Raw genomic sequence first — 14634 nt, 5'->3', positions numbered from 1 at the left:
GTTACTGCGCCGCAGTTGGTTCGGCACTAAGGGTCAGACGCGCAACCTGGTTAGTTCTGATAAAACGACTTAAATCGACGGGTTTACCCAGATACTGAATCTGTACGGCTGCCGGAGCACCGATTTTCAGTTTGTAAGGTGCCTGACCGCTGAGGTTCAGATTACCGCCCTTACGCTGTAAACCGCTGAACAGTTTTTTGCCGGTCGCATCGCTGACTTCCAGCCAGCAATCAGCGGAAAAGTTCAGCACCAGGTCCTGAGCGGCTGCCGCGGTTGCCGCGGTTGCGGTAGCATCAGCCGGGTTAGTTGGCAGCGGCGTGGTCGGAGCCGGTGTCGCTGCGGCAGTATCCACATTGGCCTGAGACGGCGCCACTACAGCGTTGTTGTCTACCGGCGCCTGGGCGGTGGCCGCTGGCGCTGGGGTGGTATCAACCGGTGCGCTATTGGCGATGTCACCTGCGTTGTCCGGCGCAGTGCTACTTGCTCCGGTATCCAGCGGAATATTCTGGTTGCTGTCGCCGGCGTTTAACTCCGCGGTCGACTGGTCGGCCATAGACGTAATCTCTGCCTGCTGCGCTTTATGGTCTTGCCACCACCAGGCGCCGCTGAGGCCAATCACCACGAACAGTACCAGCCAGGTGAAGCTCATCAGCCAGCCGTCACGCTTTTTACGGCGCTTGCCCAGCGAGAAGCTCTGCATCGGCGCAACTTTTGCCGCACGGATCGGGGCCTGTTTTGCCATCATCGGCAACAGTTCTTCTTCCGGGATGTGGACAAGACGCGCATAGGAGCGGATATAACCGCGCAGGAAGGTGGAAGCCAGATCGGCAGGCGCCTTATCGTCTTCGATGTCACGAACCGTGGACACTTTCAGGCATAAGCGCTCAGCCACCGCTTGCTGGCTGAGTCCGAGTTGTTCGCGGGCATTACGCAGACGCGCGCCCGTGGTATTTGCTTCTTGATGGTCTTGAGTGGCTTCAGTATTCATTCGACAACTACTGGTTCGTGAATTTAAAGTTCAGCGCCGGTCAGACCCGCGCCGCGAAACATCTGCTAAACGACATACAATGAGTATAAATCCGCCTGGCTAACTCTCACATATACTTATCAATACTGCATGCTAAGCGGTTGTAGTGCCGCTACATACTGCCTCAAAGTCGACAGAAACGCACCGTAATTATTGCCTGAACTGGCGTATTTCGCCTGGCGATTAGGCTTAAATACGCAGCACGCGCTTTATCACGCGCGCTGCGTTATTTATCAGACCGTTTTCACTTCAATCGCTTCACCCTGCATACGTTTACGCATCGTACGTTTGGTACGGTCGATAACGTCGCCGGCCAGCTGACCGCAGGCGGCATCGATGTCGTCTCCGCGGGTTTTACGGACGATGGTGGTGAAACCATAATCCATCAGGACCTTGGAGAAACGGTCGATACGGCTGTTGGAGCTACGGCCATACGGCGCGCCCGGGAACGGGTTCCATGGGATCAGGTTGATCTTGCACGGCGTATCTTTCAACAGCGCAGCCAGTTCATGCGCATGCTCGGTGCCATCGTTTACGTGATCGAGCATTACGTACTCAATGGTGACGCGACCCTGGTTGGCGTTGGATTTAGAAATATAGCCGCGAACCGAGTTCAGGAAAGTCTCAATGTTGTACTTTTTGTTGATCGGCACGATCTCATCGCGAATCGTATCGTTTGGCGCGTGCAGGGAGATCGCCAGCGCCACATCGATCATATCGCCAAGCTTATCCAGTGCCGGCACGACGCCAGAGGTAGACAGCGTGACGCGACGTTTTGACAGGCCAAAACCGAAGTCATCAAGCATGATTTCCATCGCCGGTACCACGTTGGTCAGGTTCAGCAGCGGCTCGCCCATCCCCATCATCACCACGTTAGTAATCGGGCGCTGGCCGGTAATTTTGGCCGCACCGACGATTTTCGCCGCGCGCCAGACCTGGCCGATGATTTCCGACACCCGCAGGTTACGGTTAAAGCCCTGCTGTGCCGTCGAGCAGAATTTACACTCTAATGCGCATCCGACTTGCGACGAGACGCACAGAGTGGCGCGATCGTCTTCCGGAATATAGACCGTCTCAACGCGCTGATCGCCAACGGCAATCGCCCATTTGATGGTGCCGTCGCTGGAGCGTTGCTCTTCGACGACTTCCGGCGCGCGGATCTCCGCGACTTCTTTGAGTTTGTTGCGCAGCACTTTGTTGATATCGGTCATATCATCAAAATCATCGCTGCAATAGTGATACATCCATTTCATCACCTGATCGGCGCGGAAAGGCTTTTCGCCCATGTTTTTGAAAAACTCGCGCATCTGCTGGCGGTTCAGATCCAGCAGGTTGATTTTGGCATCTTTGTTCGGCACCGGCAGAGCGGCGTTATCAGGTGTGACAATATGTTCAGACATAATCGATTCCGGCCTCGTTGTTACACGTTATGGCCCCAGGAGGGTTGAAAAAAGAAACGCCCCTGAGAACGAGTGCTCGTTCAGGGGCGCTGCATTGTACAAATTCTGGCGTATCAATACCACGTTTGCACGCGGCAATGATGAAAAAATCTGTTACGGCGTACTTAATCCTCTACGCCTCTCCGATTATCGAAAAGACGACGAGGAGATAAAAAAGTCTGCTGCCGCAGACTTAATCCTCTATGGCTTTTCGATTGTCGCAAGGCGGCGAGCAAGTAAATCCCCGGGAACATAGATAACTATGTGACCGGGGTGAACGCGCGAAGCCAACACAGCGACGGCCGAAAAGACGACGAGGATTAGCGAGTGCGCGGGCAAACCTCGCCTTCAGCAAAGAAGAACGCGATTTCGCGAGCCGCAGACTCAACAGAATCGGAACCGTGGGTGCCGTTCTCGGTGAAGCTGTCCGCGTAGTCAGCGCGCAGGGTGCCCGCCAGAGCGTTGTCCGGGTTGGTAGCGCCCAGCAGGTCACGGTGACGCTGCACGGCATTTTCGCTTTCCAGGACGGAAACAACGATCGGGCCAGAGGTCATGAACTCAACCAGACCGTCGAAGAACGGGCGACCTTCGTGCTCAGCATAGAAGCCACGAGCCTGCTCAACGGTCAGATGCAGCATTTTGGTGCCGACAATTTTAAACCCTGCAGCTTCAAAGCGAGAAAAGATGCCGCCAATAACGTTTTTTGCCACCGCGTTTGGTTTGATGATGGAAAAAGTACGTTCAATAGCCATGATAACCTCTTATATATGTTGTTCTGTTTCGCAGATGAGACCGATAAATACGGCGCGAATTATAATCATCATCTGCCGCCGTTGCCTATGTGTTTAGGTAACATTTTTTTAAAAAAAAGCGACCTTAAACAACAAATCCAGCCAATAAATGCAAATTCCACTTATTGCAGCGTGAAACTGGCGGTAGCGATCTGGCCACTTTCCTCCATCACCACCAGCTGATAGCGGCCGGGTTGTTCCAATGGCAAGGTTGCACTGGTGCCGGACGCCGTCTGCGGTTCACCATTCAGGAACCACCAGCGCCGCCCTTCTCCACCGCTTGTCTGCAACGACAGCATCACCCGAGCTGCCCCCGGCAGGCGTTTGATCACCGCGCCATCCCCCACGCCGGTCAGCACCAGCGGGGCGACATCCGAGACCTGCGGCGGCGGACAACTCGCAGAGACCGGCCCCAGCCGGGCAGCACGCCGCTCGCTCGCCGGCAGCCAGGGTTCAAGCGGCAGCGGCCAGACATCGACCCGCCGCTCGACGGCGCCGGGGCAGTCTGCCGCCACGCGTCGTCCTTGCTCATCAGTCCATACCGGGAAGCGAATGCCGCGAGTTCCCTCCTGACCCGGAAGCAACAGCGTCGGCGGCTGGCTGCCGTCCAGCAGCCATGTCGCCAGCCGCCGACGGCAGTTGTTGTCTCCCGCCGCCAGGCTCTGCCCGCCCGGCCAGCAGATCGTCGCCGCGCTAACCGACTCAGGTCGCGGGTCGACGGGCAACCCGCCGCGCCCCTTCATCGGCCGCGCCAGCAGCATATTATTGACCTGATTTAACAACGGCACCGCACTGGCAAAACCAAACTGCCCCACCACCGGCGTACCGTCCGGCCTGCCGGTCCAGATACCGATCAGATACCGGGCGTTCACGCCAATCGCCCAGGCATCGCGATAGCCGTAGCTGGTGCCGGTTTTCCACGCCAGCGGCACCACCTGTGGCAAAGAGGCATCCGGCACCGGCTGCGCTTCACCGGCCAGGATCCGTCGGACGATCCACGCCGCGCCCGGCGACAGTAGTGGCCTTTCCACCAACGGCGCATCCGGCGTCATCCGCAGCCGCGCGGCCTTGCCGTGGCGGGCGAAGGCGCTGTAGCCCGCAACGATATCCTCCAGCCTCGCCCCCGCCCCACCGAGGATCAGCGACAGGTTTGGCTCAGCGCCCGTCGGTAGCATCAGCGGCAGACCGGCGTTGCGTAAGGTAGCGGCAAAGCGCTTCGGCCCGTAGGCTTCAAGCACCTGCACCGCCGGCAAATTCAGCGAGCGCACCAACGCGTCGCTGGCGCTGACCGGGCCATGAAAGCCGCTGTCAAAATTTCCCGGGCGATAATCGCTAAAACGCCGCGGAACATCCTGCAACAGCGAGGCCGGATGAATCAGCCCGTCATCCAGCGCCATACCGTAGACAAAAGGTTTTAATACCGAACCCGGGGAGCGAACCGCCGACACCATGTCGATATGGCCGAAACGGCTATCGTCGGTGATATCCGCCGACCCCACCCAACCACGCACGCGCATGTTGGTATGGTCGACCACCACCATCGCCAGCGAGCTGCGCGGCGGCAGCCGTGATTTCCAGTTGAGGGCCAGATCTTCCAGCTGCCTCTGAAGCCCGGCATCCAGGGTGGTCACCACTTTTTCCTCGCGGCTACTCGCCAGCATACGACGCGAGAAAAGCGGCGCCAGCTGCGGCATCTGCCGCGGGAACAGCCAGACCGGCTCTTCTTTCGCTTCCCGCACCGCGCTGTCAGGCCAGATGCCTTGAGTGCGTAGTCTCTCCAGAACCTTATCCCGGGCAGCCTGAGCCCGCTGCGGCCAGCGATCAGGACGTAAGCGGCTCGGCGCCTGCGGCAGCACCGCCAGCAGCGCCGCCTCGCCATAGCTCAGCTGCGCCGGTGGTTTCCCGAGATAGGCCCAGCTGGCGGCACCAATCCCCTGAAGCGTACCGCCAAAGGGGGCACGATTCAGGTACAGGGTCAGAATATCGCTTTTTGACAGGTGCCACTCCAGCTGCAGCGCACGCCATAGCTGGCGCAGCTTGCCGCCGAAAGTACGGGGATGAGGGTCGAGCAGACGGGCGACCTGCATGGTCAGCGTACTGCCGCCGGAGATCACCCGCCCGGCGTGCATATCCTGCCAGGCGGCGCGCAGCACCGACAACGGGTTAACGCCCGGATGACGCCAGAACCAGCGATCTTCATACTGGATCAGCGCCTGAAGATAGTGCGGTGACACATCCTTCAGGGTCACCGGATAGCGCCAGACGCCCTGGCTATCGGCGAACCGCCACAGTGGCGTGCCGTCTTCTGCCACCACCACCCGGGCCGGCACCACCTCATTGAGCGGTAGCGGCCACAGACGGTCGGCGGCCAGTACCGCCAGCCAAAGCATAACGATGCCCGCCGCCAGCCAGCGCCAGCGGCGGGATATGCGCAACCACCAGCGCATTTACGGTGTAATAACCAGCGGGCCGCTGGCCGCGCCGGTTGCCCGCCATTGCGGAACATACATGGATTCCACCTGCGGTTGCGGGACCTGATATGTTCCTGGCGTTACCGCCCGGGCCAGATACACCAGCGTGACCGGCTGCCCTTCATTAATAGCCACCGCGGCGACAAAGCGATCGTCGCGGAATTCGATATGCTGAATATCCGCCTGCTGCATCTGGTTCAGCAGGTTCTGCACCCCTTCGCCATTCTCCTGCAGGCTGGCGCTGCTGTTCGCCAGGTTCTGGTTTTCCAGCTCCAGCCCCGCCGGCAGCAGATCCACCACCAGCGCATCCGGCACGTTTCTGCTGGCAGTCACTTCAAGTTTCACCAGCACCAGTTCACCGCTGCGTAGCGAGCTCAGCGATTTCTGCTGACCATGGGTATCGAAAATATGGCGCTCGATGCCCAGCACGTTCCCCGCCGGCTGCGGCGCGCTAAGCGGATAACCGCTGCTGTCAACGCGCAGCCACAGTGGTTGATTCCCGGTGTTGCTGACCTGCAGGGTTGCCAGACGATCGGCGCTCAGGTTTTGGGTCAGCGGTTTATCCGCGGAGAGCGGCTGCGCCTGCAGCGAGGTCTGCGCCTGCCAGTTGCCGGGCAAATTCTGCAGCGTCCGGCCTGCGAGGAACAGGGCGTTGGTCTCCTGGGTGGAGAGCCAGCGCTGACCGTAGGCCTCTTCTGCCAGCGTGCTCAGCAAGCGGGTCTGCGCTTCCGGCAACAGCTTGTTCTCCTCCAGCAGCGACAGCTTCAGCGCATCGTCGCGCAACGCGCTGCCATAATCGCCAAGCCAGCGGTTCTGATCCTCACGCGGAGTGGTCATCGCCAGCTCCAGCGCCCGATCGCCGCGCGGGGCATCCCCCATCGCTTTCAGGGCGATCCCCAGCTGCAACAGCGACAGGCCGGAACGCGCCTGCTCATGCCGGTTCCAGATTTCACGCAGTGCACCCAGTGGAGCTTTTTGCTGACGCGCCAGCACCAGCGCCGCATAGGCCTGGGCGGCGAAACGGCTGGCCGCGGTATCATCGCTGTAACGCACGGTCATCAGACCCGGCTCCTGCAGGTAACGCAGCATCCGCTGATTACCGTTATTCAACGCCTGAGTCGGCACGCTATAGCCCTGCTCGCCCGCGCGTACGAGGAAATCCATCGCATAGGCGGTCAGCCAATACTCCTCCGGCCCTTCTTTGTCCCACAGGGCGAAACCCCCGTCAGCACGCTGCATATTCAGCAGGCGGGAGATGCCGATCTCCACCGCCGCGCGGCGTTTCTCATCGCTGTCACCGACAATACCCCACGTTTTTAGCTGCGCGGCATTGGTGTAAAGCGACGGGAACAGCCCGCTGGCGGTCTGCTCCAGGCAGCCATACGGGTAAGCTTTCAGCTCGCGGATATAGCGTGCCAGGTTAAGCGGCGGCTTGCCGCTAAGCACCAACTGCCCCTGGAGGGTCGCCGGCGAGAAGCCCTGGGTTTGCGTGGCCGGAACCAGCCACTGCTCTCCCGGCTGCAGCACCACGCCGCTGTTTACCGTTTGTGCCGGGAAAGCCGGACGCACACCAATCTTCCACTGTTTCTGGATGGCAGCGAACGTCTCGCCCGGCAGATTCAGACCGTCGATGGTGGCGTTCACCTGACCATCGCCGAAACCTTCCCGCGCGCTCACCGGAATAAACAATGTGCTGCGGGCGCCGGGAGCCAGCTGTACCGGTGGGATGGCCCCGCCATCGAGCTGTAGCAGACCGCCGGCGTTCAGTGCAACGTTCAGGGTTTGCGGCCGGTCGGTCAGGTTACTGAGATCCAGCGCCAGCCGGGTCGTGTCGCCGCTGGCGAGGAAGCGTGGCGTGTTTAGCTCCGCGATCACCGGCGCGGCGACCACCACCTTCTGGTCGCTGCTGCCAAAGTCATCGGCGGTCCACGCCTGCGCCATAACCCGCAGTTCACCGTTAAAGTCGCCAATCGGCAGCGTGACCTCACCTTCGCCCTGCTCATTAAGCACCACCGGCTGCGCCTGCTGGGCAATAATAGTGACGTGGTTCACCGGAGGTTTACCGCCGCGTTTAAGCTCGTCGCCGTCGCCGCCGAAGCGCAGGCTGGCAAGACGCCCCTGACCCTCAATGACCTGGCCGTAGATATCATAAATATCCGCGCCATAGCGTTTCTGACCGAAGAAGGCATTCCACGGGTCCGGCGTCGCGTAATCGGTAATATTTAACACGCCGCTATCCACGGCAGAGAGCAGGAGGTTCACCTGTTTTGGCACGTCGCCCTGCTGCACGTTGGCTTTGACTTTCACCGTCAGCGGCTGATTCGGACGCATCTTTTCAGGAGCCTCCAGCGCCAGGTTCAGACGACGGTTTTCGTCGCCCAACGGCAGATGCAGCAGGCCAACCGCCCGTTTCGGCGTTGCGGAACGGGATTTATCTCCGGGACGAATCACCAGCGTGCTGAGATAAAGGTCGTGACGGTTCCAGGTTTTATCAACCGGAATCGACAGCGCCATTCCGCTTGCCGGAACGTCGATCTCCTGCCACCACAGCGGGCCTTCGCTGGATTCAACCATGGCATAGCCTTTGCCCGCGGCAGGCGCGGCGATCTGCAGCTTGATGGTATCGCCGGGTTTGTAGGCGGCTTTATCCAGCTTCATGGTGACCCGATCCGGACGCGCCGCCCCGGTACCGTCACTGTTATCCTGCCAGCTGTAGCCTGCCCAGAAACGCACGCTGCTGACCGAATCATTCGGGCCTTTGACCTCCAGTCGATAAGAGCCCCATTCCACCGGGAAGCTCACCTTCGCGGTTTGCCCGGCCGGAATATCCAGCGAGGTTTCGCCTTCCTGCAGATCTTTTTGATCAAACTGCGACTGCCAGCCTTCGCTGTCTGACCAGTTCCAGTAGTAGTCGCGACGCTCGCGAATCAGGCGAACCTGCAGGCCGGAGACCGCTTTTTTCTCGCCTTTGGCGTCGGCATAGACAACGTCAAACGCGGCGAAGCTGTTTTCATCCACCACCGACTGTTTCACGGTGCTGTCGGTGCGGTAGTCATAGACATCTTTGAGGGTAAATTCGGGACGGATCCCCGGCAGGGTATCCGCAGGCCAGATCGCTTGTTGCACGGTACGGGTGACCGGACGACCGCCGGATTCCAGCAGGCTGGCCTGGAGGATCACCTGCAACGGTGAATGGCTCTCCTGCCACTGGCTGGCGGTGGTCACTTCACCATGCCCTTTTTCGTCCAGCGTCATCTGGACTTCATCGAGGCTCCGGGAGAGGTTTTCCTCCGCAATATCGCCAAACTGGAAGCCCGGCAGAGCGCTCACCGCGTCACGCAACGGACGCAGGAACAGCTTGCCCTGCAGCTGGTTGCCGCTTGCCGGGGCGCCGTACAAATAGGCTCCAGCCACCGCAAAGCGGACGTCGGCATTCGGGGCGAGCGGCGCGTTTTGCGGCGTCAGATTCAACGCCATGCGTTCCGGCATAAAGTCTTCGACGTGGAAATCCCATTCGCGCGGCTGGTTGTCGCCGGTGCTGGCGCGAACGTGCCACATGCCGGTAGCCGCATCGCTACTGAGCGGGTAAGTAAACTGATACAGGCCGTTGACCGGCTTGCTGACCTGCGAACGGATTACCTGGCCATCCGGCTGAACCACTTCCAGTTTTACCGGCTGCTCGGCCAGCGGTTTACCGTCGCCGTCACGCAGCAGCGCGTTGAGGATAACCGTCTCACCCGGGCGGTAGAGATCGCGCGGGCCAAACATAAAGAACTGTTTGCTGAATCCTGGCGCACCGGCAATCGAGAACTCGGCCAGATCCAGCGCGGGAAGCTTGAGATCCAGCAGCGTCGTCTGGCCCTCTTTGCGGGCCAGCAGCAGCGCCGCGTCTTTATCGGTTTGCAGCGTCACGTGACCCTGGCCGTCACTTTTCGCCTGGGCCAGCGTCTGCCCTTTGGTATTCAGCAGCTGTACCTCGATATCGGATTGCGCCGCGCCGTTTTCCAGGCTCTGGGTAAAGACGTCCAGCCGGTTATGGTAGCGGTGCGCCGACACGCCGATATCGCTCAGCGTAAACAGGGTCGCGGCATTGCTATAGCTATAGCGCCCCGCCGGGTTCATCACCGCCACATAGACGCCTGGCTGCTGTAACGGTTGAATATCCGCCAGCGGCAGCAGCAGTTTCTCGCGGGTATTACGCGCCGGGTTAAGGTCGAAGCGCCCGGTGTAAACCAGCTCGGCCATTTTCAGCAGTTCGTCGGATTCCCAGTTACTCAACGAATTGCGGTACTCCCACTGGCTGACGAACGCCGACAGCGATTCAGGTTTGACGCGGTAAAAATTAACGTCGACGTTATCCACGTTCAGCGCCATCACCGGCAGCCCGGCCACCACTTTACCCGGCAGCAGCGAACCGCGGCTGGCAAAGCCTACGCTGGGAGCAATATCGCGGGTGGTGATGGTTTTTTCAAATGAAGTATCGAAGGTTGCCGCATTCAGGGCCACCAGCGTCGGATCGACAGAGACAATCAGCTCGCGTTTGGGCTCAAGGTGGCGCAGCCGCAGCGTTTTCAGGTCAGGCGAGAGTTCCCAGGCACCGTCAACCTTGCCGCTTTTTTTATCGACCAGGTGCACGCTGCGAGAGAAATCCTGATCCGGCTTCAACGGCACGGAAAATGTCAGCACCAGCGCCGCGGCGCCATCCAGCTGGAGCTCCGAGGCATCGAGCAGGGTCAGCGCCTTGCCTTTGCTTTTTTCCGCCAGCGCCGCCAGCTGGGTGCTATCAAGTTTAGTCCCTTCTTCCTTCGCCGCGGGCGACGCCGCAGGCGCGACGGCCTCTGTTTTACTGCTGTCGTCACACCCGGTGAGTGAGAGTGCGGTCAGCAGCGCCAGCGACACTGCCGCTAAACGAAATGGTTTCATCCTTTAACCCCTTGGCCCAAACAGCCAGATACCTATCGTGCATTCATTATCATGCGTCGGCGACAGAATTACCAATCGGGGACACTTTCTTCAGCCGGTTCAACAGCCAGTGCCCCCGCAAACAGGTGACGCCTCGCCAGCAAAGAACAGCCTGATAATGCCCACGGCGATAAACAGCATAATTAAATAATCCACCGCTGCCGGGTGATGTCCCGTTAATTTCATTCCTGATAACAGAAAGATTAATTCTGAAATTAACGACTGCACGTGAATATAATTTGACAATATTGCAGCATTATCTTATTTCAATGCTATACCGTCATACTTCTTATTGCTGGTTACCCGAGCGCAGAACGGCGTTGCTACGTGCAAGCACCACATGCCCCATGGTGATATCTGCACGGTAGCCTGAAAGAGTGCAGGTATTCCGGAATACCGATGCCCCGTAATACATTCGGTAGTGATGAAACCTGCCGCACGTTCCGCGGGCGAAATAAATGGCGCAACATCACGCTGCTCCATATTAATAAATGAAATAAATAACACGAGATTTATTTATGCCACAAATGGTCGCACTTTTTCTTATTATTTTTATTTTATATGCGGGCGATGTTATTTCTACCCGCACGAAAGCCTGGATCCCCTCCGTTTTTGTCTGCGCGGTGCTGTTTCTCACCGGCTACTGGACCTTTTTCCCCGCCGATATTATTAGCCAGGCGGGGATCAATACCTCCGTCGCGCTACTGATGATGTATCTGCTGATCACCAATATGGGCACGCTGCTCTCGCTGAGGGAGCTGATGCGGCAGTGGAAAACGGTGATCATCTCGCTTGCCGGCATTGCCGGGATAACGGTGGCCGTCTTTGCGGTGAGCCTGATGCTGTTCGATCACAACACCGCGCTGGTGACCATTCCGCCGCTGGTGGGTGGCGTGGTCTCTTCGCTGATCATGTCGCAGGGCGCCAGCAATGCCGGTTTGGTCGACCTGTCGGTGCTGGCTATTCTGATGTACGTCATGCAGGGCTTTGCCGGCTATCCCCTGACCGCCATTATGCTGCAGCGCGAAGGGAAAGCGCTGTTGGCGCGCTACCGTAGCGGCGACTATCGTCCCGCGCACGCTGACGGAGACCCGACGCTCCTCGCCCCCGGTGAGGAGACCATGCCGCGGTTGTTTCGCCGTATTCCCACCAGCTACAACACCGCCTATTTTAAATTCCTGCGCCTGGCGATAGTGGCCTGCCTGGCCTGGTTCGTGTCGGACCTGGCCAAACCGTGGGTCAGCATCAGTCCGTTCGTCCTGAGCCTGTTTTTTGGCGTGGTCTTCACCTCGCTGGGGTTCCTCGAAAAGCATACGCTGCACAAGGCCAACGGCTTCGGCTTCGCGGTCATGGCCTTGATGCTGTTTATCTTTGATTCCTTGAACAAAGCGACCCCGGAGATGCTGCTGCGCCTGCTTTATCCGATGCTAGCACTGATCGCGACCGCGATAGTCGGCATGTATATCGTCTCCTGGCTGGTGGGCAAAGCGCTCGGCGTGAGCGGCGCCATGTCCTTTGCCATCTCGCTGACCGCGCTGTATGGCTTCCCGGCGGATTACATCATCACCAACGAAGCCATTAACGCCCTCACCCAGGATGAAAAAGAGCGCCAGATCCTCACGCAACACATGCTGGGTCCCATGCTGGTCGGCGGGTTTATCTCCGTCACCATCGTCTCCGTCATTCTGGCCGGCTTACTGGTGGGCTATCTGACGCCTGCTATCGGCTAAGCCCGGCCATTATCACTATGCTTATGGAGTATCGTTATGATTAACCCTGATATTACCGCAATCGTCGCCCGCGAAGAGCAGGCCATGATTGCACTGCGTCGCGATTTGCACGCTCACCCGGAACTGCCCTGGGAAGAGCAGCGGACAACCGAACGCGTCATCGACGAACTGCAGGCCATCGGCATCGCCTGCCGTCGTACCGTACCAACCGGGGTGATTGCCGACATTAGCGGCGGCAAACCGGGCCACACGGTCGCCTTACGGGCCGACATGGATGCGCTCCCGGTGCTGGAGCTGAACGAGAAGCTCAGCTATCGATCGCAGACCCCAGGGAAAATGCACGCCTGCGGGCATGATGCCCATACCGCGATGCTGCTCACCGCCGCCCGCGCGCTGTACACCGTTCGCGAGCAGATGCCCGGTAACGTACGGTTGATTTTTCAACCCGCGGAAGAGATCGCCGAAGGTGCCAAAGCGATGATCGATCAGGGCGCGCTCGATAACGTCAATAACATTTTTGGTCTGCATATCTGGTCCGGTACGCCCTCCGGTAACATCTCCTGCAACGTGGGATCGTCGTTCGCCTCCGCGGATTTACTCACCGTCACCTTTCGCGGTCGCGGCGGCCACGGTTCAATGCCGGAGGCCTGTGTCGATGCCGCGGTGGTCGCCTCGGCGTTCGTGATGAATGTGCAGGCCATCGTGGCGCGCGAAACTTCACCGCTCGACGCGGCGGTGGTCACGATCGGCAAAATGACGGTCGGCACACGCTTTAACGTCATCGCGGAAAATGCGGTGCTGGAAGGCACGGTACGCTGTTTCAGTCTCGCAGCCCGCCAGCGGCTCGAAGACGCGATTACCCGCTACGCCCAGCATACCGCTGCAATCTATGGCGCGACCGTCCAGGTCGACTACCACTACGGCACGCTGCCGGTGATCAACGAGGCGCGCAGCGCCCTGCTGGCGCAGTCGGTGATCCGTGATGCGTTTGGCGAGACGGCGCTTTTCAGCGAGCGCCCCACCACCGGCGGGGAGGATTTCAGCTTTTATATGCAGAATATCCCTGGCTGCTTTGCCCTGCTCGGCTGCGGCAATACAGAGAAAGGCAGCGATTACGCTCACCACCACGGCTGCTTCAATATCGATGAGCAGGTGATGAAACACGGCGCTGAGCTGTACGCGCAATACGCCTGGCGCTATCTGCATCAGCAGGCGTTTTGATATTCCGCCCCCGGAGCGCTTCGGGGGCGTATCACATTCCCGTAGCCTTCCGGTGAAAATGCCTTGTCGGTCAGCGTAAAAACATCAACAATCTATCTATTATTGATGACACGGAGGCAGCCATGTCCACTTCGTTTTTTGTCGCCGCTGACTGGTTAGCGGAACATCTTGATGACCCGGAAATCCAAATAATCGATGCACGAATGGCCCCGCCGGGTCAGGACGCGTTGCGCGATATGGATGCGGAATACCGCGCCGGCCATATTCCCGGAGCGCTCTTTTTCGATATTGAAGCCCTGTCCGATCACACCAGCCCGCTGCCGCATATGATGCCGCGAGCGGAAGCATTCGCCGTCGCCATGCGTGAACTGGGCGTGAGCAGCGATAAACATCTGGTGGTGTACGACGAAGGCAACCTCTTCTCAGCGCCGCGAGCGTGGTGGATGCTGCGCACCTTTGGTGTGGCAAACGTCTCGATTCTTGCCGGCGGCCTGGCCGGCTGGCAGCGCGAGGAACGCCTGCTGGAACAAGGGATCCCTGAACGGGCGGAAGGTGAATTTGACGGGCGCTTCGATCCACTGGTGATCAAACGTCTGACCGATGTGCTGCTGGTTAGCCATGAGGGATCGGCGCAGATCGTCGATGCGCGTCCGGCCCCCCGCTTTAATGGTCAGGCCGATGAACCTCGCCCGGGGCTGCGTCGCGGCCATATTCCCGGGGCGCTCAACGTGCCGTGGGGCGATCTGGTAATTAACGGCGAGCTCAAAACCGTTGATGAGCTGAATGATATTTTCCTGCGCCAGGGCGTGGATTTTGATCGACCGATTATCGCCAGCTGCGGCTCGGGCGTCACGGCGGCGGTGGTCGTGCTGGCGCTGACCACGCTGGGAGTCAACGGCGTCTGCCTGTACGACGGCTCATGGAGCGAATGGGGTGCGCGGAGCGATCTGCCGATCGAGCCGGCGCAATAGACAGTATCACGGGGGCGCGATG

At 59.4% G+C, this 14634-nt stretch carries 8 protein-coding genes; 3 read left to right on the top strand and 5 right to left on the bottom strand.

The window, feature by feature from the left end; genetic code table 11:
• Window position 1: 1 nt before the first annotated feature.
• The 5 genes from rodZ to ACMYSN_RS21450 all read right to left on the bottom strand — a co-directional run bounded on the left by rodZ (window position 2) and on the right by ACMYSN_RS21450 (window position 10651).
• Window positions 2–988, bottom strand: a complete 987-nt coding sequence (gene rodZ / locus ACMYSN_RS21470) for a helix-turn-helix domain-containing protein (protein ID WP_462496101.1) — start codon at window positions 986–988, stop codon at window positions 2–4.
• Between the two features lie 272 nt (window positions 989–1260).
• Window positions 1261–2427 (bottom strand): dual-specificity RNA methyltransferase RlmN, encoded by a 1167-nt coding sequence (gene rlmN, locus ACMYSN_RS21465; protein ID WP_123755374.1) that lies wholly within the window; start codon window positions 2425–2427, stop codon window positions 1261–1263.
• 359 nt (window positions 2428–2786) lie between these two features.
• The gene (ndk, locus tag ACMYSN_RS21460; RefSeq protein ID WP_041146713.1) at window positions 2787–3218 is read right to left on the bottom strand and encodes a nucleoside-diphosphate kinase; all 432 of its coding nucleotides are present in this window, start codon (window positions 3216–3218) and stop codon (window positions 2787–2789) included.
• A gap of 161 nt (window positions 3219–3379) precedes the next feature.
• Window positions 3380–5704, bottom strand: a complete 2325-nt coding sequence (gene pbpC, locus ACMYSN_RS21455; RefSeq protein ID WP_462496100.1) for a penicillin-binding protein 1C — start codon at window positions 5702–5704, stop codon at window positions 3380–3382.
• Complete coding sequence (locus ACMYSN_RS21450; RefSeq protein WP_462496099.1) at window positions 5705–10651, bottom strand: alpha-2-macroglobulin family protein; 4947 nt, start codon at window positions 10649–10651, stop codon at window positions 5705–5707.
• Window positions 10652–11208: 557 nt separating this feature from the next.
• On the opposite strand from ACMYSN_RS21450, the gene ACMYSN_RS21445 reads away from it, so the two are divergent.
• The 3 genes from ACMYSN_RS21445 to sseA all read left to right on the top strand — a co-directional run bounded on the left by ACMYSN_RS21445 (window position 11209) and on the right by sseA (window position 14612).
• Window positions 11209–12420, top strand: a complete 1212-nt coding sequence (locus ACMYSN_RS21445) for a hypothetical protein (RefSeq protein ID WP_462496098.1) — start codon at window positions 11209–11211, stop codon at window positions 12418–12420.
• 36 nt (window positions 12421–12456) lie between these two features.
• Window positions 12457–13641, top strand: coding sequence for a zinc-binding metallopeptidase family protein (locus ACMYSN_RS21440; protein ID WP_462496097.1), 1185 nt, complete (start codon window positions 12457–12459; stop codon window positions 13639–13641).
• A 122-nt stretch (window positions 13642–13763) separates the two neighbouring features.
• Window positions 13764–14612: a sulfurtransferase gene (gene sseA, locus ACMYSN_RS21435; RefSeq protein ID WP_462496096.1), complete on the top strand. Its 849-nt coding sequence runs from the start codon at window positions 13764–13766 to the stop codon at window positions 14610–14612.
• Window positions 14613–14634 lie beyond the last annotated feature (22 nt).

This window comes from Klebsiella sp. R445, from assembly GCF_051131755.1.
In the GTDB taxonomy this organism is placed as follows: Bacteria; Pseudomonadota; Gammaproteobacteria; order Enterobacterales; family Enterobacteriaceae; genus Klebsiella; species Klebsiella lignicola.
This window is presented reverse-complemented; position numbering and strand designations above follow the sequence as displayed.

What these genes read in the sequence shown, in the direction of transcription:
- rlmN (WP_123755374.1), bottom strand. Translation starts at nt 2,427, where the DNA reads ATGTCTGAACATATTGTCACACCTGATAACGCCGCTCTGCCGGTGCCG.
- sseA (WP_462496096.1), top strand. Translation starts at nt 13,764, where the DNA reads ATGTCCACTTCGTTTTTTGTCGCCGCTGACTGGTTAGCGGAACATCTT.
- pbpC (WP_462496100.1), bottom strand. Translation starts at nt 5,704, where the DNA reads ATGCGCTGGTGGTTGCGCATATCCCGCCGCTGGCGCTGGCTGGCGGCG.
- ndk (WP_041146713.1), bottom strand. Translation starts at nt 3,218, where the DNA reads ATGGCTATTGAACGTACTTTTTCCATCATCAAACCAAACGCGGTGGCA.
- ACMYSN_RS21440 (WP_462496097.1), top strand. Translation starts at nt 12,457, where the DNA reads ATGATTAACCCTGATATTACCGCAATCGTCGCCCGCGAAGAGCAGGCC.
- ACMYSN_RS21450 (WP_462496099.1), bottom strand. Translation starts at nt 10,651, where the DNA reads ATGAAACCATTTCGTTTAGCGGCAGTGTCGCTGGCGCTGCTGACCGCA.
- ACMYSN_RS21445 (WP_462496098.1), top strand. Translation starts at nt 11,209, where the DNA reads ATGCCACAAATGGTCGCACTTTTTCTTATTATTTTTATTTTATATGCG.
- rodZ (WP_462496101.1), bottom strand. Translation starts at nt 988, where the DNA reads ATGAATACTGAAGCCACTCAAGACCATCAAGAAGCAAATACCACGGGC.